At 68.8% G+C, this 19,133-nt stretch carries 16 protein-coding genes; 7 read left to right on the plus strand and 9 right to left on the minus strand.

The genetic code is table 11. The features are described 5' to 3' along the window. The 3 genes from AOZ49_RS15005 to AOZ49_RS15015 all read right to left on the minus strand — a co-directional run bounded on the left by AOZ49_RS15005 (nt 1) and on the right by AOZ49_RS15015 (nt 2,837). A complete protein-coding gene (locus AOZ49_RS15005; protein ID WP_054476175.1) occupies nt 1-978 on the minus strand; it encodes a TRAP transporter substrate-binding protein in 978 nt (325 codons plus the stop codon). 120 nt (nt 979-1,098) lie between these two features. Further along, the gene (locus tag AOZ49_RS15010) at nt 1,099-1,980 is read right to left on the minus strand and encodes an SMP-30/gluconolactonase/LRE family protein (protein ID WP_054428969.1); all 882 of its coding nucleotides are present in this window, start codon (nt 1,978-1,980) and stop codon (nt 1,099-1,101) included. Between the two features lie 17 nt (nt 1,981-1,997). Next, nucleotides 1,998-2,837, minus strand: a complete 840-nt coding sequence (locus AOZ49_RS15015) for an NAD-dependent epimerase/dehydratase family protein (RefSeq protein WP_054476179.1) — start codon at nt 2,835-2,837, stop codon at nt 1,998-2,000. Nucleotides 2,838-2,966: 129 nt separating this feature from the next. On the opposite strand from AOZ49_RS15015, the gene AOZ49_RS15020 reads away from it, so the two are divergent. From AOZ49_RS15020 to AOZ49_RS15030, 3 genes are all read left to right on the plus strand, one after another. Further along, the gene (locus AOZ49_RS15020) at nt 2,967-3,695 is read left to right on the plus strand and encodes a FadR/GntR family transcriptional regulator (protein WP_054428967.1); all 729 of its coding nucleotides are present in this window, start codon (nt 2,967-2,969) and stop codon (nt 3,693-3,695) included. Between the two features lie 265 nt (nt 3,696-3,960). After that, nucleotides 3,961-5,856, plus strand: a complete 1,896-nt coding sequence (locus AOZ49_RS15025) for an LTA synthase family protein (protein WP_054476180.1) — start codon at nt 3,961-3,963, stop codon at nt 5,854-5,856. 179 nt (nt 5,857-6,035) lie between these two features. Continuing rightward, on the plus strand, nt 6,036-6,950 hold the full coding sequence (locus tag AOZ49_RS15030) for an acyltransferase (RefSeq protein ID WP_054429258.1): 915 nt from the start codon (nt 6,036-6,038) through the stop codon (nt 6,948-6,950). Between the two features lie 10 nt (nt 6,951-6,960). Here AOZ49_RS15030 and fahA read toward each other — a convergent pair whose 3' ends face one another. After that, a complete protein-coding gene (gene fahA / locus AOZ49_RS15035; protein ID WP_054476181.1) occupies nt 6,961-8,280 on the minus strand; it encodes a fumarylacetoacetase in 1,320 nt (439 codons plus the stop codon). A gap of 118 nt (nt 8,281-8,398) precedes the next feature. After that, nucleotides 8,399-9,697: a homogentisate 1,2-dioxygenase gene (gene hmgA / locus AOZ49_RS15040; protein ID WP_054428964.1), complete on the minus strand. Its 1,299-nt coding sequence runs from the start codon at nt 9,695-9,697 to the stop codon at nt 8,399-8,401. Between the two features lie 165 nt (nt 9,698-9,862). On the opposite strand from hmgA, the gene AOZ49_RS15045 reads away from it, so the two are divergent. Then, nucleotides 9,863-10,780 carry a LysR family transcriptional regulator gene (locus tag AOZ49_RS15045; protein WP_054476182.1) on the plus strand — a complete coding sequence of 306 codons (918 nt, stop codon included), beginning with the start codon at nt 9,863-9,865 and terminating at the stop codon, nt 10,778-10,780. Here the strand turns inward: AOZ49_RS15045 and AOZ49_RS15050 are convergent. The 4 genes from AOZ49_RS15050 to mutM form a co-directional block, all read right to left on the minus strand. Beyond that, nucleotides 10,746-10,964 (minus strand): DUF2783 domain-containing protein, encoded by a 219-nt coding sequence (locus AOZ49_RS15050; protein WP_054428962.1) that lies wholly within the window; start codon nt 10,962-10,964, stop codon nt 10,746-10,748. The genes AOZ49_RS15045 and AOZ49_RS15050 overlap by 35 nt on opposite strands. Before the next feature lie 17 nt (nt 10,965-10,981). Continuing rightward, nucleotides 10,982-12,661, minus strand: a complete 1,680-nt coding sequence (locus AOZ49_RS15055; protein WP_054476183.1) for an FAD-dependent oxidoreductase — start codon at nt 12,659-12,661, stop codon at nt 10,982-10,984. Between the two features lie 129 nt (nt 12,662-12,790). After that, entirely contained in the window at nt 12,791-13,744 is a 954-nt protein-coding gene (locus tag AOZ49_RS15060) for an MBL fold metallo-hydrolase (RefSeq protein ID WP_054428960.1), read from the minus strand. A gap of 226 nt (nt 13,745-13,970) precedes the next feature. Continuing rightward, nucleotides 13,971-14,798 (minus strand): bifunctional DNA-formamidopyrimidine glycosylase/DNA-(apurinic or apyrimidinic site) lyase, encoded by an 828-nt coding sequence (gene mutM / locus AOZ49_RS15065; RefSeq protein WP_054428959.1) that lies wholly within the window; start codon nt 14,796-14,798, stop codon nt 13,971-13,973. Between mutM and AOZ49_RS15070 the strand changes: the two genes are divergently transcribed. From AOZ49_RS15070 to AOZ49_RS15080, 3 genes are all read left to right on the plus strand, one after another. Further along, nucleotides 14,797-16,683 carry a tetratricopeptide repeat protein gene (locus AOZ49_RS15070; protein WP_054476185.1) on the plus strand — a complete coding sequence of 629 codons (1,887 nt, stop codon included), beginning with the start codon at nt 14,797-14,799 and terminating at the stop codon, nt 16,681-16,683. The genes mutM and AOZ49_RS15070 overlap by 2 nt on opposite strands. Nucleotides 16,684-16,724: 41 nt before the next feature. Further along, nucleotides 16,725-17,294 (plus strand): lipoprotein insertase outer membrane protein LolB, encoded by a 570-nt coding sequence (gene lolB / locus AOZ49_RS15075; protein ID WP_054476264.1) that lies wholly within the window; start codon nt 16,725-16,727, stop codon nt 17,292-17,294. A 235-nt stretch (nt 17,295-17,529) separates the two neighbouring features. Next, nucleotides 17,530-19,128 (plus strand): methyl-accepting chemotaxis protein, encoded by a 1,599-nt coding sequence (locus AOZ49_RS15080; protein ID WP_054476187.1) that lies wholly within the window; start codon nt 17,530-17,532, stop codon nt 19,126-19,128. The last annotated feature ends 5 nt before the right edge of the window (nt 19,129-19,133 follow it).

A 19,133-nucleotide genomic window follows, 5' to 3' on the forward strand; every position in this document is an offset into this window, starting at 1 on the left:
TTATTGGACGGCCTGGATCTTGGCGACCAGGTCTTTCATGTCGGGCGTGGTGACGAAGCGGTCGTACACCGGTTTCATCGCCGACTGGAACGAGGCCTTGTCGACCTCGACGATCTGCGAGCCGGCCTTCTCGACCACCGCGCGCGACTTCTGCTCGCGCTCGTCCCACAGCTTGCGCATGTAGGGCACCGACTCGCGCGCGGCTTCGCGCAGGATCTTCTGGTCCTCGGCCGACAGCTTGTCCCATTGGCGCTTCGAGAAGATCAGCATCTCGGGCGTCATGGTGTGGTCGGTCAGCGCGTAGTACTTGGCGACCTCGTAGTGGTGCGCGCTCTCGTAGCTCGGATAGTTGTTCTCGGCGGCGTCGACCAGGCCGGTCTTGAGCGAGGTGTAGACCTCACCCATCGGCATCGGCGTGGCGTTGCCGCCCATGGCTTCCACCATCGCCACCGACAGATCCGACTGCTGCACGCGGATCTTCAGGCCCTTGGCGTCGGCCAGCGTCTTGATCGGCTTGTTGCGCGTGTACATCGAGCGCGAGCCGCTGTCATACCAGGCCAGGCCGACGAAGCCGGCCGACTCGCAGGACTTCAGGATCTGTTCGCCGAGTTCGCTGTCGAGCACCTTGTGCAGATGATCCTTGGAGCGGAACAGGAATGGCAGCGACGGCACGCGGGTGGTCTGGCAGATGTTGTGCATGGCCGCGCTGGACACGCGCGCCATGGCCAGCGCGCCCATCTTCACCTGCTCGATCGAGTCGTCTTCATTGCCGAGCGCGCCGCCGGCGTACACCTTGACGGTGATGCGGCCGTTGGTGCGCTGCTTGACCAGTTCGCCGAACTGGCGCACGGCTTGCGCGGTGGGGTAATCGTCGGGATGGATGTCCGCGGAGCGCAGCTCGGCGGCATGGGTGGCGGGAATCAGCGTCAGCAAAGCGGCCGCGGCCAGGATGGCGCGGGTCAGGGTCGGGCGCAACATGTCTACCTCCGGTTGGGAGTACGGCGTTTCGTTGAGGGCCATTGCGGCCCCGAAGCTCTTCGATGTGTACGGACCTGCTCACTACTCGTGCTTGGGCGCCTGGGGCGCCGCGGTCGGGTGCTAACCGGCGCTTGCGGTTTCCTCCAGGCCCCGCGCGCCGGGGCGCAGGGCAAAGACGGCGCCGGCGGCGGAATCGGGGGCGGCGTCCGCGGGGCGGATGGACGTGACCAGCAGCAGGTCCAGGTCCGGCCCGCCGAAGGCGCACATGGCGACGCGGGCGGCCGGCACGTCCAGGCTGCGGTCGAGGCGGCCGTCCGGCGTATAGCGGTAGATGCGGCCGGCCTCGTTGCCGCAGATCCAGTAGCCGCCGTCGGCGTCGACGGCGGCGCCGTCGGGCCGGCCGGCCGGCAGTTTCGGGATGAAGACGCGGCGGTTGCGCGGCAGGCCGCTGTCGATGTCGTAGTCGAAGGCCCAGACCACCTGCCGCGACGGGTGCGAGTCGGACAGGTACATGGTCCTGCCGTCGGGGCTGAAGGCCAGGCCGTTGGGCACGATCAGGTCGTCGACGATCGCTTCCAGCGGCTGGCCGGGCGCATGGCGATACAGTTTGCCGGCGTTGCGGGCCAGGCCCATGTCCATGACCATGGTGCCGGCCAGGAAGCGGCCCTGGCGGTCGCAGCGGCCGTCATTGAAGCGCATGCCGGGCGCGCCATGGCGCACCGGCGCCAGCGGCCGCGGCTGGCAGGGTTGGCCGGCCACGAGCGGCCCGCAGGCGTACAGGCCGTCCTCCATCGCCAGCAGCCAGCCGTCGCCGCGCGGGGCGAGGCAGCCGGCCATCTGCGGCAGCGTCCAGTGATCGAGCCGGTCGCTGGCGGGCGTCCAGCGCCACAGCGCGCGGCCGGGGATGTCGGTCCAGTGGAAGGCCTGGTCGGCGGCGCGCCACACGGGGCTTTCGCCCACGCCGCAGAGCAGGGTTCCGATGCGTTCGGCAGAGGTCGCCATGGCGGGGAAGGGGCGTATCAGCGCGGAGGAAAGGGGAACGGGCCGGCCTTGACGAACGCGCCGCCCTGGTAGCGCGCGGCGGGGTCGTCGGCCGCCAGCGGCGGCTGCGCCTCGACCTGCGCGCGGAATACCTCGGAGGAATCCCTGGGGGCGAAGCCGAGCGCGGCGGCGCCGTGGTTGTCCCACCAGCTGTCGCGGTTGGCCGAGGCGCCATAGGCGATCAGGTGGCCGACGTTGGGCGTGAACAGCGAGCGGACCACCAGGTCGGTCAGATCGTCGTAGCTGAGCCAGGTCACCATCATGCGGCGGTCCCTGGGCTCGGGAAACGACGAGCCGATGCGCAGGCAGACCGTCTCGATGCCGTAGCGGTCGTAGTAAAAACGCGACAGGTTTTCGCCGTAGGCCTTGCTCAGGCCGTAGTAGCCGTCGGGCCGCAACGGCACGTCGGCATCGAGTTGCGCGCCCTGCTCGTAGAAGCCGATGACGTGGTTGGAGCTGGCGAACACCACGCGCCGCACGCCATGGAGGCGGGCCGCTTCGTAGACGTGATAGACGCCCTGGATGTTGGCCGGCAGGATTTCTTCGAAAGAACGTTCCACGGAAACGCCGCCCAGGTGCACAATGGCGTCGGCGCCGCGCACCAGCTCGGAGACGGCGGCGGGATCGGCCAGGTTGCACGGCACGACTTCCTCGCCGGCCGCGGCGGGCGCCATGGCCGCGACGTCGGAGACCCGCAACACGTCGGCATGGACTTTCAGCCGCGGGCGCAGGACCCGGCCCAGGTTGCCGGCCGCGCCGGTCAATAACAGGCGATGACAGCGGGGGGAGGCAGGCATGCGGTCGACGGTTAGGCTCATGGCGCAACGCTCGGTGGATGGCGCGGTGGAGTGGACTTACCTGGTACGTTATCGTACAACCTGTCCAAAGTATAATAAGCCCGAAATTTTGCAGTCAAGCGCCACGCAACCGCTCTCGGATAATCCCTGATGAACGCTCCTGTCGATACCCCCGTCTTGCCGCAGCGTCGTCCTCGGAACCTGGCCCAGGGCCTGGTCGAGAGCATCTCCGAACGCATCCGCGGCGGCGACATCCGCCCCGGCGACAAGCTGCCCACCGAATCCGAGATCATGCGGCAGTTCGGCGTCAGCCGCACCGTGGTGCGCGAAGCCCTGTCGCGGCTGCAGGCCTCGGGCCTGGTCGAAACCCACCACGGCGTCGGCACCTACGCGCTCGAGCCCAGCGGCGGCGGCGATTTCCGCGTCGATCCGGCCGATATCGCCACGGTGCGCGACGTGCTGGTGCTGCTGGAACTGCGCATCTGCCTGGAAAGCGAGGCCGCCGGCCTGGCCGCGGTGCGCCGCAGCGAGACCCAATTGGCCGAGATGCGCCGGGCGCTGGATGCCTTCAAGAGCGCGCTGGACAGCGGCGGCGACACCATCACGCCCGATTTCCAGTTTCACCTGCTGGTGTCGCAGTCCACCGACAACCGGTATTTCGCCGACCTGATGTCGCACCTGGGCTCGGCCATCATTCCCCGCACCCGCATCAATTCCGCCAAGTTCGCCCACGAAGACCGCGCCGCCTACCTGGCCCGCGTCAACCTGGAGCACGAGGACATCTACAGCGCGATCCTGCGCCAGGATGCCGAAGGCGCGCGCGCCGCGATGCGCACCCACCTGAGCAACAGCCGCGAACGCCTGCGCCGCGCGCAATGACGCCGATCCGCGAGCGCGCGCGGCGGTAGCCGGGCGCCTCGCGTTGCGCTTTGGCGTCGAAATCGGATGTCGTACAACATGACAGGGGTGTCATTCGTCTGATAGGGGCCTCGCGCCGCGCCGCCGCCGGCGCTGCGGCGCGTCAATCCGCGTTAACCTTGGCCGTTTTCAATCACCGGACGGCAGGCATGGTTTGGCTGGGTAATCGCGGGCAAGGTAAGCGCGGCGCATCAACGGATTTCATTCGTCCGGGGAGGGCCGCCGCATGCGCCGCCTGACGCTCCGTTTCATCGTGTCCGTGCTGGTTCTGCTGACGCTGAGCCGGCTGGGCCTGTCGTTGTGGATGTGGGACCGGGTCGAGGCGGCCGGCGGGCTGTGGCCGGTGCTGTTCGGCGGCCTGCGCATCGACGTCTGCCTGCTGTCCATGGTGATCGCGCTGCCGGCGGTGTTCTCGCCGTGGCTGGGGCATCGGCCGTGGGCCGCGCGCGTCACCGCCTGGTGGTTCCGCGTCTGGTGGATGCTGTACGTGCTGCTGGAAGTCTCCACGCCGCAGTTCATCGCGGAATACGACACGCGCCCGAACCGCCTGTATTTCATCTACCTGCTCAACCCGAAGGAAGTCGGCTCGATGTTGTGGCAGGGCTACAAGGGCGTGCTGCTGGCCGCCCTGGTGGTGTTGCTGGTGGCCGCGTGGCTGGCGGTCAAGCTGTTCCCGGTGCGGGTGCGCGATCCGTTCCTGGCGTGGTGGAAGCGGCCGCTGGCGTCGCTGGCGATCCTGGCGCTGGTGGTGCTGGGCGCGCGCGGCACGCTGGAGCATCGCCCCATCAACCCGGCCAAGGTCGCGTTCAGCTCGGACGCCATGGTCAATTCGCTGGCGCTCAATTCGCTCTACAGCGTGTTCGACGCCGCCTACCGCATGCGCGATGAGCGCTCGTCGGCCGCGATGTATCCGAAGATGCCGGTCGATGAGATGAACGCCATCGTGCGCGACAAGGCGGGCCTGACAGGCGCGCCGCTGGATGCGCGCTACCCCAGCCTGCACGAGCAGCAGGCCACGGTGCGGCGCGACAAGCCGCTCAACCTGGTGATCATCCTGCAGGAAAGCCTGGGCGCGCAGTATGTCGGCAGCCTGGGCGGCAAGGACCTCACGCCCAATATCGACCGCCTCGGCAAGGAGGGCTGGATGTTCCACCGCGCCTACGCCACCGGCACGCGCTCGGTGCGCGGCATCGAGGCGGTGACGGCGGGCTTCCTGCCCAGCGTGGCCGACGCGGTGGTGAAGCTGCCACGCTCGCAGACCGGGTTCTTCACGCTGGCGCAGGTGCTGGGCAAGCATGGCTACCACTCGCGCTTCGTGTATGGCGGCGAGTCGCACTTCGACAACATGCGCGCCTTCTTCCTGGGCAACGGTTTCAACGAGGTGGTGGATCGTCCGAAGTTCGAGAACCCGGTGTTCGAAGGCTCGTGGGGCGCGTCCGACGAAGACATGTTCACCCAGGTCGACCGCCTGCTGCGCGCCGACGGCGACAAGCCGGTGTTCACGCTGGCGTTCTCGGTCAGCAACCATTCGCCGTGGGAGTATCCGGCGGGCCGCATCCAGCCGGTGGGCGATCCGGCCAGCGTCGACAACACGGTGCGCTATGCCGACTGGGCGCTGGGCCAGTTCTTCGACAAGGCGCGCAAGGCGCCGTACTGGGACAACACGGTTTTCCTGGTGATCGCCGATCACGATTCCCGCGTGTACGGCTCGATTCCGGTGCCGGTGCGGCACTTCCAGATCCCGGCCCTGATCCTGGGCGCGGGCATCGCGCCGCGCCAGGATGAACGCATCGTGAGCCAGATCGACATGGCGCCCACGCTGCTGTCGCTGATCGGGCTGGACAATGTCAACCCGATGCTGGGCGCGGACCTGACGCAACGCGATCCCAACCGCGCGCTGATGCAGTACGCCGACAATTTCGGCTACCTGCAAGGCGACAAGCTGCTGGTGCTGGAGCCGTCCAAGGCGCCGCGCGAATTCCGCTACCGCGCCGCGCCGGTCGGGCAGGACGAGACCTACGAGCCGGTCGAACCGGTGGACGAAGCCTTGAGCAAGGAGGCGCTGGCGCACGCGCTGTGGGCCAGCTGGGTCTACCGCGAAGAAAAATACCGCCTGCCTTGACTTCACCCCGTCCGGGGCTGGGGCTGGTTTGATCCCGCTCAAACCGGCCCGAAGCCAGCCCTCGCACACTCGCGCTCATGACTTTTCCCGATCCGCTCGCCGGCACGGTCCGGCCTCCCGCCCCTGATGCAACCGACGCGCCCGCGTCCGTCCCGGCCGCGCGCTGGCGCGGCTGGCCGGTGCCGCGCGGCCGCCTGGCCTGGCTGACCGGCGTGTTCAGCACGCTCATGATCGGCGTCAGCACGCTGTTCTGGTGCCTGCTGCTGTTCCCCATGGCGCTGCTGAAGCTGGCGTTGCCCTTCGCCGCCGCCCGGCGCCGCATCGATCCGATCCTCAATGGCATCGCCACGGCCTGGATCAGCGTCAATACCGCCTGGTTCACGCGCATCCAGCGCGCGCCCTGGGACGTGCGCGGCAATACCGGCTTGCGCTACGCCGACTGGTACCTGGTCAACTGCAACCACCAGTCCTGGGTCGATATCTTCGTGCTGCAAGGCTCGCTGAACCGCCGCATCCCGCTGTTGAAGTTCTTCCTCAAGCAGCAGCTGATCTACGTGCCGGTGATCGGGCTGGCGTGGTGGGCGCTGGATTTCCCGTTCATGAAACGCCATGGCAAGGCCGCGCTGCGCCGCAATCCGGCCCTGGGACGCGAGGACCAGGAAACCGCGCGCCGCGCCTGCCAGAAGTTCTCATTGGTGCCGACCAGTGTGATGGTGTTTGCCGAGGGCACGCGCTTCACCCCGGCCAAGCGTGACGCGCAGGGTTCGCCGTACCGCCACCTGCTCAAGCCCAAGGCGGGCGGGCTGGCGGTGTCGCTGAACGCGATGGGCACGCGCTTTCGTTCGATGATCGATGTCACCATCGCCTATCCGGCGGGCGTGCCCAGCTTCTGGGACATGGCCTGCGGCCGCATGGGCGAGGTGCGGGTGCGCATGCATCACGTGCCGGTGCCGCCGGCTTTCTGCGAAGGTGACTACAGCCGCGACAAGGCCTTCCGCACCGAATTCCACCACTGGCTGGGCCAGCAGTGGCAGGCCAAGGACGACGAGATCGAGGCGTTGACGGCCGATGCGGCCGCCAAGCCCCGATCGTGATGGGCGGCGTTTACAGCCGCGCCGGCAGCACCGTGCCCGAGCATTCGCCGAAGCCGATGCGCGGGTAGCCGGCCTTGACGCACTCGGCGCGCATGATGACCTGGTCGCCATCCTGCAGGAAGGTGCGCTTCTCGCCCCAGGGCAGCTCGATCGGGTTCTTGCCGCCGTGGTTCAGTTCCAGCAGCGAGCCGGCTTCCGACGGCTGCGGGCCCGACAGCGTGCCGGTGCCGAGCATGTCGCCCGGCTGCAGGTTGCAGCCGTTCACCGTGTGGTGCGTGATCAGCTGCGCCACGTTCCAGTACGCATCGCGGAAGTTGCTGCCCGACAGGCGGGCCGGCGCCTGCTTGCCGGCGCGCGACTGTTCGGTCGTCAGCAGCACTTCCATCCGCACGTCGTAGGCGCCCTTGGCGCGGTTGGCGTCGGAGGCCAGATACGGCAGCGGCTGCGGCTCGGACGGGCCGCGGTTCCATTGCGTGCGGAACGGCTCCAGCGCTTCCAGCGTGACGATCCACGGCGAAATGGTCGAGGCGAAGTTCTTCGCCAGGAACGGGCCCAGCGGCTGGTATTCCCAGGCCTGGATGTCGCGCGCCGACCAGTCGTTCAGGATGCACAGGCCGAACACGTGGGCGTCGGCGTCCGCCAGCGCGATGCGGTCGCCCTGCGCGTTGCCGGTGCCGACGAAAATGCCCAGTTCCAGTTCGTAGTCCAGCCGTACGCACGGGCCGAATTGCGGCGCCTCGCCCTCATTGGCGGGACGCGTCTGGCCGACCGGGCGGGCGAACTTCTGGTCCACGCCGATGCTGGAGGCGCGGCCGTGGTAGCCGATCGGCACCCACTTGTAGTTCGGCAGCAGGGGATTGTCGGGGCGGAACTGCTTGCCCACGGCGGTGGCGTGCTGCACCGAGATGTAGAAGTCGGTGTAGTCGCCGATGCGGGCGGGCGTGGTGTATTCGGCGTCGGCCTGGGCCACCAGCAGCGGCTCGACCGTGGCGCGCAGCGCGGCGCCTTCGCGCAGCGCGCGCGACAGCGCCAGGCGCAGCGCGCTCCAGTGGGCCTGGCCCAGGGCCATCAGCGCGTTCAGGCTGTCGCCCTGGCAGGCGGCCAGCGCCTCGGCGGCGGCGCCCTCGAACGGCTTGGCCGCGGCCAGCGCGGCCAGGTCGACGATCTGGTCGCCGATGGCCACGCCGGGCCGGAACGATTCCTGCGAGCCCTTGCGGCGGAACGCGGCGTAGGGCAGGTTCTGCACCGGGAAGTCCGACGCGCCGGTGTTGGCGCTGGCGACCCAGCTCTTCAGGGACGGGTCGTGGGTTTCGTTGATGGGAGTGGTCATGGCGGGAATGTCTCGTTCAGTGTTTGTAAGGGGCCGGCGGGCGCCGGGAAAATCCAAAGCCAAACGGCGATGCGCTTGCGCGCATCGCCGTGGGCGGGCGTGACGGCGGAAACGCCGGTCACGCCTTGCGGGGATCGAAGTGCTTCTTCAGGCCCTGCCAGCACCGGTAATAGTCGCCCTGCAATTCTACCGAGGCCAGCGCCTGCGCCGTCGGGCGGATCACGCGCCGCGTCTCGAACATGAAGGCCATGGTCTCGCGGATGTAGTGCGCGTGGCTGGTGTCGGCGTGCGAGGCCTTCTCGAAGGTCTCGGCGTCGGGGCCGTGGCCGCTCATGCAGTTGTGCAGGCTGGCGCCGCCGGGGGCGAAGCCGTCGGCCTTGGCGTCGTACACGCCCTGGATCAGGCCCATGAATTCGCTGGCGACGTTGCGGTGGAACCAGGGCGGACGGAAGGTGTTTTCCATCGCCAGGATGCGCGGCGGGAAGATGGCGAAGTCCATGTTGGCCGTGCCCGGGGTGTCGGACGGCGCGGTCAGCACCGTGAAGATCGACGGGTCCGGATGGTCGTAGCTGATCGAGCCGATGGTGTTGAAGTGGCGCAGGTCGTACTTGTACGGCGCGTGCGTGCCGTGCCAGGCCACCACGTCCAGCGGCGAGTGGCCGATCGCGGCGCGCCAGAAGCCGCCGGTGAACTTGGCGATCAGTTCGAAATCGCCTTCCACGTCTTCGTACCAGGCCACCGGCGTCTTGAAGTCGCGGGCGTTGGCCAGGCAGTTCGAGCCGATCGGGCCCAGTTCGGGCAGGCGCAGCGCGGCGCCGAAGTTCTCCAGCATATAGCCGCGGGCGGTGCCGTCCAGCAGTTGCACGCTGAAGCGCACGCCGCGCGGGATCACGGCGATCTCCAGCGGCTCCAGGTCGATCAGGCCCAGTTCGGTGGCCAGGCGCAGGCGGCCCTGCTGCGGCACAAGCAGCAGCTCGCCGTCGGCGTTGTAGAAATAGCGGCCCTGCATCGAGCGGTTGGCGGCATACAGGTGGATGCCGACGCCGCCCTGTTCATCGGGGCCGCCGTTGCCGCCCCAGGTCTTCACGCCCTCGACGAAGTCGGTGGGCGTGGCGGGGATGGGCAGGGGGCTCCAGCGCAGCTGGTTGGGCGTGACCGGGCCATGGCCGAACGCGCTTTCCCAGCCGGCGGCGCCGCCGAACGGCTCGAACGGCAGGTGCTGGGCGCCCGGGCGGATCCGATACAGCCACGAACGGCGGTTCTCGCTGCGCGGCGCGGTGAAGGCGGTGCCGGACAGCTGTTCGGCGTACAGGCCGTAGGGGCATTGCTGCGGCGAATTGCGGCCCAGCGGCAGCGCGCCGGGCAGGGCTTCGGTGGCACAGTCGTTGCCGAAGCCGGTCTGGTATTGCAGTTCCATGGAATCCTCCTGGGTGGCGCGCGATGCGTGGCCGCGCGGTCTTGGTCGTGGCGCGCCGGATGGGGCCGTCCGGCGTCGATACGTCATTGTCGGAAAAATCCCCCGCTACGGCTACGGGAATGCAAAAATAGCAACTATAAATTTTGTGAATAGTAGGGGTGCCTGATGGCGGACTTGCGCGACGTCGACCTGAACCTGCCGATCCTGTTCCAGCACCTGCTGGAGGACCGCAACCTGTCCGCCGTGGCGCGGCGGCTGGACCTGTCGCAGCCGGCGGTCAGCAATGCCCTGCGCCGGCTGCGGCTGGCCTTCGGCGACGAGCTGTTCGTGCGCACCGCGCAGGGCATGCTGCCGACGCCGCGCGCGCAGCGCCTGGCCGGCCCGGTGAGCGAGGCGCTGGCGATGCTGTCGCAGGCCCTGCAGGACCAGGACGCGTTCGACGCCACCGCCAGCACGCGGCGTTTCCGCGTGGCGATGACCGACGTCGGCGAGATCCATTTCATGCCGCGGCTGATGGAGGTCTGCGTGCAGGTGGCGCCGCAGGTGCGCATCGATTCGGTGCGGGTACAGGGGCCAGACCTGTCGCGCGAGATGGAGGCGGGCCGGATCGACCTGGCCATCGGCGCGTTCGACGAGATGGGGGCGGGGACCTTGCAGCGCATGCTGTTCCGGCAGGGCTACGCCACTCTGTTCCGCCAGGCGCATCCCACCGCCCATGCCGGCATGGGGCTGAAGGCATTCCGCGCCGAGCGCCACCTGATCGTGTCGCGCGCCGCGCCCTACGGCCAGGTGGTCCAGTCGATGGAGCGGGCCGGGGTGATGCTGGCCGAGCATTTCAGCGTGCCGCATTTCTCGGCCGTGCCGTACATCGTCAGCGCCACCGACCTGTTGGCCACGGTGCCCGAGAAACTGGCGGCCAGCGCCGCGCCGCCCTTCGGCCTGCGCTACATGACGCCGCCGGTGAAGGTGCCGGCGCTGCAGACCAATATGTACTGGCAGCGCCGCTACGACCGCGATGGCGGCAACCAGTGGCTGCGCGCCCTGATCGTCAATGCGTTTGCGGTGGGTTCGCCGCCGGCGTGACCGACGCGCGGGCCTGCGCCAGCGCTTCGCGCAGCACCGCCATGTCGCCCAGGTGATTGGCCAGCAGCAGGATCAGCGCCGCGTTCATTTCCTGGCTCTGCTCGTTGCTCAGGTCGCGATGGGCGTCGATCAGCGCTTCGTAGAAGTCGTCCGGCGCGGCCAGGTTGGTTTCGGTGTTCAGCATGGATAGGGCCTCCGGGTTCAGGCGCGGCCAATCGCGCGGTTGACGGCCGACGTCACCGCGTCGGGCTGGAAGGCGCGCCAGCGCGCGGCGATGTGCTGGTCGGGGCGGATCAGATAGGCGGTGCCGGATAACGCGTCGTAGCGCTGGGCCAGCAGGCCCTCGCTGTCGACGACGCGCGCCATGTCTTCCGGCCAGCCGGCGCTATCGCAGCCGGGGCCGGCCACCAGCACGGCTTTCACCGGCACGGCGGCCAGGCGCAGCGCGCGCAGGGCCTGCAAGGTGTCGATCGCGGGCGGCTGGTCGCCGCAGAACAGGGCCAGCGTGAAACCCGCGTCCAGTTGCGACAGCCACCACGGCGAATCGCCGGGTCCGCGCACCGGCGCGTCCAGCGCCACCGCGCCGGGCCGCATGCGGCCGGCGAACGTGTCGCGGTCGGGGCTGTTCAGCGGCGAATCGGCGTAGGTGGCGGGCAGCGACAGGCGGCCGCTGTTGACCAGCGTGCGCGCGAACGCATGGGTGCGGGCCAGGTTCAGCACCGCGTTGCGGAAGCTGCGGCTGATGTCGCTCTTGGGCGTGATGAAGTCGGTGGCGCGCGACGAATTCAGGATGTTTTCGTCGGCGGCGTGCTCGCGCTCGGCGGCGTAGCTGTCGATCAGCGCTTCGGGCGCCTGGCCGGCCAGCACCAGGCGCAGTTTCCAGGCCAGGTTCTCGGCGTCCTGCACGCCGCTGTTGGCGCCGCGCGCGCCGAACGGCGAGACGCGGTGCGCCGAGTCGCCGGCGAACACCACACGGCCGTGGCGGAACTTGTCCATGCGCTCGCAGGCGAAGGTGTAGACGCTGACCCATTCCAGGTCGAATTGCGCGTCCGGGCCGAGCAGGGCGCGGATGCGCGGCAGCACGTTCTCGGGCTTGACGGCCTCGACCGGGTCGGCGTTCCAGCCCAGCTGGAAGTCGATGCGCCAGACGTTGTCGGGCTGCATGTGCAGCAGCACCGATTGATTGGGATGGAAGGGCGGGTCGAACCAGAACCAGCGCTCGGCCGGGAAGTCGGCCTTCATCTTGACGTCGGCGATGAGGAAGCGGTCGCGGAAGATGCGGCCATGGCTTTCCTGGCCGATCAGCTTGCGCACCGGCGAACGGGCGCCATCACAGGCCACCAGCCAGTCGGCGTGCAACGTGTAGCCGCCTTCGGGCGTGTCGATCGACAGCACCACGCCGTCGCCGGCCTGTTCCAGGCCCACCACCTTGTTCTTCCAGCGCAGGTCGATGTTCGGTTCCTGGCGCGCCTGTTCGTACAGATAGCCTTCGGCGTAGTACTGCTGCAGGTTGATGAAGGCGGGGCGACGATGGCCGGGTTCCGGCAGCAGGTCGAAGCGCCAGACCTCCTGGTCGCGGAAGAACACCTTGCCCACGTTCCACGACACGCCCTTGTCGACCATGCGCTGGCCGACGCCGAGGCGGTCCCAGATTTCGAGGGTGCGCTTGGAAAAGCAGATGGCGCGCGAGCCGGTGGACAGGCGGTAGTCGTCGTCCAGCACCACCACCCGCACGCCCTGGCGCGCGAGATCCAGCGCTGTGGTCAGGCCGACCGGGCCGGCGCCCACCACCACCACCGGGTGGCGCGCCTGCGTCGCGGCGGCCTGGTCGGCGTGCTTCTCATAGGCGAATTCCATCGCCTGAAAGTCGATGTCTCCCACGGTTGTCTCCTGTGTGGGTCATTTTGTTTTTATGCGCGGCGCCGCGCGTCGCCCGCGGCGCATGGCCGGCGGGTCGTGCGGCGCCGTTTCAATCGGTGGAACCGCGGCCGGCGGACCGGCCGGGCGGGATCAGCCCTCCAGCTGGGCCCACATTTCCAGGTCGCGCTTGTCGGTCCAGATGCGCGGGTGGACGTGGCCGCTGGCCTCGTCGTAAGCGCGCGACACGTCGAACGGCATGCAGTGGTCGAAGATGACCCAGTCGCTGTAGCGCGGCTTCATGAAGTCGTAGACCTCGCGGTAGATCGTCTTCAGGTCCTTGCCCTCGGCCACGCCGCGGTTGACCGCGCCGTACAGGTCGGTCAGGAAGGCGCGCGTGCCGGCCAGGCCCTGGCGCACTTCGGTGGCGTTCTTCAGCGCGGGGCCGCGGCCGGGCACCATCTTTTCGGCCTCGAAGCCCGACAGCGCGTCCAGCGTGCTGGGCCAGTCGCGGAAGTAGGCGTCGCCGCAGTAGGGGGTGGACTGGTATTCGACCAGGTCGCCGGCGAACAGGATCTTCTGCTCGGGCAGCCAGGCGATGGTGTCGCCCTTGGTGTGGCCGCGGCCGACCTGCAGCAGCTTGACTTCCAGGTTGCCCAGGTTGACGGTCATCTCGCCCTTGAACGTCATGGTGGGCCAGACCAGGCCGGGGGGGATCGATTCGGCGTTGCGGAACAGGCGCGGGAAGCGGCCGATCTCGCTGGCCTTGTCCTGCTCGCCGCGCTCGGCGATCAGGTCGTAGGTGTCGCGGCTGGCCAGGATCTCCTGGGCGTTGTAGGCCGAGGCGCCGAACACGCGCACCGCGTGGTAGTGCGACAGCAGGATGTACTTGATCGGCTTGTCGGTGACTTCGCGGATGCGGCGGATGACGTCCTGCGCCATCACCGGCGTGGCCTGGGTGTCGACCACCATGACGGCCTCGTCGCCGATGATCACGCCCGTGTTGGGGTCGCCTTCGGCGGTGTAGGCATAGGCGTTGTCGGACAGCTTTTCGAACGACACGACCTTGTCGGTCAGGTCGGCGTGCGAGGCGAATTGCTTGCTCATGGAGGCTCCTTCCACTTTTATAGGAATAGGGTGTGTGGAAGGACTATAGCTTGGCGTTAGTGGTTGTGCAATACGTTTGCTATAAACGAATAGGGCCTTTTTGGCAGGGATTTCCCTTGGATTTCCAGGGCTTGCCCAAATGCGTCCGGGCCGCGCAGGGCGGCCCGGACGGGAACCTTTCGGGCCGCGGGCGGCCCCAGGGGTCTGGATGTTTCAAGCGGCGCGCTCAGGTCTTCTGGCACTTCGGGCAGTAATAGGTGGCCCGCTGGCCCTGGACGATGCGCTTGATCGGCGTGCCGCAGACCCGGCAGGGCTGGCCGGCGCGCTCGTAGACCGCCGCGTGGATCTCGAAATACGCGCCCGGTTCGCCGGTGGCGCCGACGTAGTCGCGCAGGGTGCTGCCGCCGGAGGTCAGGGCGTCGGCCAGGGTGGCGCGCACCATGTCCGCCAGGCGGTCGCAGCGGGCGCGCGACAGTTTGTTGGCCGGGGTCTTGGGGTTGATGCGGGCGCGGAACAGGCTTTCGGAGGCGTAGATATTGCCCACGCCGACCACCGCCATGCCGGCCAGCAGCACCTGCTTGATCGCGGCGCCGTGGTTCTTGAAGTGGTGGTGCAGCCAGGCGCCGTCGAAGCGCGGATCGAACGGCTCGATGCCGAGCTTGGCCAGCAGGGGGTGGTTTTCGACCGGTCCGTCCGCATCGGGGTGCCACAGCACGGCGCCGAAGCGGCGCGGGTCGTGCAGCCGCAGCACGGCCTGGTCGAAGATCCATTCGACGTGGTCGTGCTTGCGCAGGAATTCGCCCGGGGCCACGCTGCGCAGCGACCCGGACATGCCGAGATGCACGATCTGGGTGCCGTGGTCGAAGCGCAGCAGCAGGTATTTGCCGCGGCGGCCGCATTCCAGCACGGTGCGGCCGCCCACCAGGGCGGGCAGGTCGGCCGGGATGGGCCAGCGCATCCGGGATTCGTGGACGACCAGCCGCGTGAGGGGGCGGCCGGTGATGACGGCGTCGATTCCGCGACGCGTGGTTTCAACTTCAGGCAGTTCCGGCATGAGCCAGTGTAAGATCATCAATTGCGTGTACGAAGATTGTGCCACCAACCGGACGGGCCGCGTGAAGTCGTCTTTCAAACAAATGAATATCGGGATTGCCGCGCTGGCGCTTGCGTTGGCCTCCGCCCTGGCCCCTCAGGCCCAGGCCGCCGACAGCCGGACGCGGGATGCGACCGGCCCCCGCATGGCGCCCCAGAACCGCCAGCCAGAAACCGAGGTGATCCGCCTGCGTCCGGGCCAGCTGCCCTACGTGTCGCTGACCGCCGACATCTTCTACCGTGTCCTGGCGTCGGAAATCGCCGCCCAGCGCGGCATGTACGGCACCGCCGCCAACACCATGGTCGGCCTGGCGCGCGACACCGGCGATCCCCGCCTGGCGCGCCGCGGCCTGGAATTCCAGCTGGCCGGCGGCAACCTGCCGGGCGCCCTGGACGCCGCCCGCGTCTGGGCCCGCCTGTCGCCCAACGATCTCGAGGCCAGCTCCACCGAATTGGCGCTGGCCGCCGCCAACGGCCAGACCAAGGGGCTGTCGCAGGCCCTGCGCAACCGCATCGAGGCCTCGCGCGACAAGCCGGCCGCCATCGGCCAGGCCCTGGCCGTGCTGAGCCGCCTGAACGACCGCCGCCTGGCGCTGCGCATCCTTGACGAAGCGCTGAGCGACAGCGTGCGCAAGCTGCCCGCCGCCCACCTGGCGCTGGCCGACGTGGCCTCCGCCGCCGGCGACTACCCGCGCGCCTCCCAGGAGGCCCATGCCGCCCTGGCCGCCGACCCCAAGTCCGAACCGGCCGCCCAGCGCGTCCTCGAGTACGGCGCCAAGGTCGACCCGCAGCGCGCGCAGGCCGATGCCCGCGCCTACATCAACCGCAATCCCAACGCCCGCAAGGTCCGGCTGATGCTGGCCGGCCAGATGGCCGACGCCGGCGACTACAACGGCGCCCTGGCTGAATTGCAGGCCATGTCGCGCCGCTCGCCGGAAGACTTCGACCTGCTCTTCATGCAGGCCCAGCTGGCCTACAAGGCTGGCCAGCTGCCGCAGGCCAAGACCTTGCTGCAGCAGTACCTGGACGTCCAGAACCAGCGCCAGCGCGCCATCGTGCCGGGCGCCACCGACGCCGGCGCCGCCGCGGCCGATGCCCACGTGCTGCTGTCGCGCATCGCCGAAGACCAGGGCCAGTACGACGAAGCCATCGCCGAACTGGGCCGCATCGACGATCCGTCGCTGCGTTTCTCGGCGCGCATGCGCCAGGCCGCCCTGCGCGCCAAGTCCGGCCGGGTCGACGACGCCATCAAGATGGTCGACGCCGCCGCGCCCCAGGACGAGGAAGAGCGCACCCTGGGCGTGCTGACCAAGGCCCAGATCCTGCGCGATGCCGACCGCATCGGCCAGGCCGTGTCGGTGCTGGAAGCGGCCGACCAGGCGCTGCCCGGCACCGTCGAGATCAAGTACGAGCTGGCCATGCTGTACGAGCGCCAGGACCGCCTGGCCGACCTCGAACGCATGCTGCGCCAGGTCATCGCCCTCGATCCCGAGCACGCCCACGCCTACAACGCGCTGGGCTACACGCTGGCCGACCACAACCAGCGCCTGCCCGAAGCGCTGGACCTGATCACCCAGGCGCTGGAACTGTCGCCCAACGACCCGTTCATCCTGGACAGCATGGGCTGGGTCAAATTCCGCATGGGCGACCAGGTCGCCGCCGCCGACTACCTGCGCCGCGCCTACAGCGTGCGTCCGGAAGCCGACATCGCCGCCCACCTGGCCGAAGTGCTGTGGACCCAGGGCAAGCGCGACCAGGCGGTCGAACTGCTGCGCGCCGCCTTGGCCAAGGATCCCAAGAACAAGACCGTGCTCGAGGTCGTCAAGCGCCTCGGAGTCAGCCTGTGACGGCAGCGGTCGCGACGACGCCTCGCGGGTTGGCCGGCGGCATGGTCTGGATGCGCTGGGCCCTGCTGGCCCTGCTGGCCTTCGCGCTGGCGGCCTGCACCACCACGCCCAAGCCCATCGAGGGCGTCTCGGCCGACGCCTTCTCGCGCATCGGCCGTTTCGCCATCACCGTCAACGAGGAAAGCGGCAAGCAGAATGCCGTGCAGGGCGGCTTCTCCTGGTCGGACGACGGCCGCCGCTATGTGCTGGACCTGACCAACCCGCTCGGCTCGACCGAGGCGCGCGTCGAGGGCCAGCCCGGCGCGGCCAGCCTGACCAAGGCCGACGGCACCCGCCTGGTGGCCGACAACCCCGACGCCCTGGCCGAAGACGCCCTGGGCAGCAGCATGCCGGTGTCCGGCCTGCGCGACTGGCTGCGCGGCAGGCTGCCGGGCCAGCCCGAGGCCACCGACGTCTCCAACGACGAGCTGGGCCGCCCCGTGGCGTTCGAGCAGGGCGGCTGGCGCGCGCGGTTGTCGCGCTATGACACGCTCGGTCCGCAGATGCTGGTGCTCGAGCGCCAGGAGCCCGGCCGCCGCATCATGGTGCGGTTGGTCGTCAACAAGCCCTGATTGCTTCCGGTCTGTGACGTTCGCGACGGCCCTTCGGGGCCGTTGTGTCGTCTGCCGGTAGCACGTCCGTTTCGCCTCAATCGGCAAATAAGCGTTGCAAAAGCGACTCTGTTACTGATTGATAGATTCTGTTTAACCTGAATAATTCTTCCACACCCGCGCGCGCGACCCCTGCGCGCGGCATGCAAGGCCGGTGGTCGCGGATCGCACCGCCGCTTTTTTACGGAGAATGCCAATGTTCAGGAATACGCGGATCGCGACGATGCTCTTGGGGATCATCGCGGTGTTTTTCACTTTCCAGCTGCTGGTGGGCGGCATGGGTTTCGTCGCGCTGCGGCAGACCAATCAGGACGTCGGCCAGCTCTATCGCCTTTCTTCGCAACAGGTCAACGCCGTGAACACGGCCGCGCTGTCGCTGGTGGCGGCGCGCACCGACCTGAGCCGCTACGCCACGCGCGTGGCGCAGGGCAATGCCAGCGACACCACCGCGCTGCGCCTGGCGCGCCAGCGCATCGCCGCGGGCGACCGCGCCTTCCAGACCTTTGCCGGCGGCCTGTCGGCCGACGAGAAGGTCGTCTCCAAGGACCTGATCGAGGCCTACACCAACCTCAGCAACAACCTGCAGAGCGTCGGCAAGGTGCTCGAGGCCGGCGACATGGACGCCTATTTCAAGCAGGGCACGCAGCAGGTGCAGGAGCTGCTGGTGTCCGAGCGTGACGCCTTCATGAAGCGCGCCGAGACCACCGGCCAGGAGGTGATGGACGAGATCTCGCTGTTCCACATGATCTTCTCGTATCTGCTGGCCGGCATCCTGGTGCTGGGCCTGCTGATGGCGGTGGGCGCGCACGTGCTGATCCGCCGCATGATCGTGCGTCCGCTGCTGGAGGCCGGCGAGATCTTCCGCCGCATCGCCGAAGGCGACCTGACGCGCCGCGTGGCCGATCGCGGCCGCAACGAGATCGGCGCGCTGCTGAGCGCGCTGCGCGCGATGCAGGACAGCCTGGTGCGCACGGTGTCCACGGTGCGCCGTGGCGTCGATGAGATTAACGTCGGCGCGCGCGAAATCTCGTCCGGCAACGCCGACCTGTCCAGCCGCACCGAAGAGCGGGCCGCCTCGCTCGAGGAAACCGCGGCCAGCATGGAAGAGCTGGCCACCACGGTGAAGCAGAACGCCGACACCGCGCGCGAAGCCAACCGCATGGTCGCCGCCTCGGCCGCCGTGGCGCAACGCGGCGGCGAGGCCGTCTCCAGCGTGGTCGAGACCATGCGCGCCATCTCGGGCAGCTCGTCGCGCATTTCCGACATCGTCGGCGTGATCGACGGCATCGCCTTCCAGACCAACATCCTGGCGCTCAATGCGGCCGTGGAAGCCGCGCGCGCCGGCGAGCAGGGCAAGGGCTTTGCCGTGGTCGCCAGCGAGGTGCGCACGCTGGCCCAGCGCAGCGCCGCCGCCGCCAAGGAAATCAAGCAGCTCATCGAGGACTCGGCGCAGAAGGTCGGCGTCGGTTCCGAGCAGGTCGAAACCGCGGGCGCCACCATGCGCGAGATCGTCGATTCGGTGCAGCGCGTGACCAGCCTGATGGGCGAAATTTCCGCCGCGTCGGAAGAGCAGGCCACCGGCATCGACCAGGTCAACCGCGCCGTCACGCAGATGGATGGCGTGACGCAGCAGAACGCCGCGCTGGTGGAGCAGGCCGCCGCCGCGGCCGGCGCGCTCGAAGAGCAGGCGCGCCAGCTGGCGGGCGCCGTGGCCGTGTTCAAGCTGCCGGAGGGGCAGGTGATCGAGGCGCCGGCCGAGCGCCTGGCTGGCCGCGTCGCGCCGCAGATCGCCTGATCCGG

This window comes from Achromobacter sp. 2789STDY5608615, from assembly GCF_001298995.1.
GTDB lineage: Bacteria > Pseudomonadota > Gammaproteobacteria > Burkholderiales > Burkholderiaceae_B > Achromobacter > Achromobacter insuavis.

Bases quoted from the DNA above. Each gene is read 5' to 3' on its own strand.
- AOZ49_RS15010 (WP_054428969.1), bottom strand. From the start codon at position 1,980: ATGGCGACCTCTGCCGAACGCATCGGAACCCTGCTCTGCGGCGTGGGC.
- mutM (WP_054428959.1), bottom strand. From the start codon at position 14,798: ATGCCGGAACTGCCTGAAGTTGAAACCACGCGTCGCGGAATCGACGCC.
- hmgA (WP_054428964.1), bottom strand. From the start codon at position 9,697: ATGGAACTGCAATACCAGACCGGCTTCGGCAACGACTGTGCCACCGAA.
- AOZ49_RS15080 (WP_054476187.1), top strand. From the start codon at position 17,530: ATGTTCAGGAATACGCGGATCGCGACGATGCTCTTGGGGATCATCGCG.
- fahA (WP_054476181.1), bottom strand. From the start codon at position 8,280: ATGACCACTCCCATCAACGAAACCCACGACCCGTCCCTGAAGAGCTGG.
- AOZ49_RS15015 (WP_054476179.1), bottom strand. From the start codon at position 2,837: ATGAGCCTAACCGTCGACCGCATGCCTGCCTCCCCCCGCTGTCATCGC.
- AOZ49_RS15050 (WP_054428962.1), bottom strand. From the start codon at position 10,964: ATGCTGAACACCGAAACCAACCTGGCCGCGCCGGACGACTTCTACGAA.
- lolB (WP_054476264.1), top strand. From the start codon at position 16,725: ATGGTCTGGATGCGCTGGGCCCTGCTGGCCCTGCTGGCCTTCGCGCTG.
- AOZ49_RS15020 (WP_054428967.1), top strand. From the start codon at position 2,967: ATGAACGCTCCTGTCGATACCCCCGTCTTGCCGCAGCGTCGTCCTCGG.
- AOZ49_RS15060 (WP_054428960.1), bottom strand. From the start codon at position 13,744: ATGAGCAAGCAATTCGCCTCGCACGCCGACCTGACCGACAAGGTCGTG.
- AOZ49_RS15045 (WP_054476182.1), top strand. From the start codon at position 9,863: ATGGCGGACTTGCGCGACGTCGACCTGAACCTGCCGATCCTGTTCCAG.
- AOZ49_RS15005 (WP_054476175.1), bottom strand. From the start codon at position 978: ATGTTGCGCCCGACCCTGACCCGCGCCATCCTGGCCGCGGCCGCTTTG.
- AOZ49_RS15070 (WP_054476185.1), top strand. From the start codon at position 14,797: ATGAGCCAGTGTAAGATCATCAATTGCGTGTACGAAGATTGTGCCACC.
- AOZ49_RS15025 (WP_054476180.1), top strand. From the start codon at position 3,961: ATGCGCCGCCTGACGCTCCGTTTCATCGTGTCCGTGCTGGTTCTGCTG.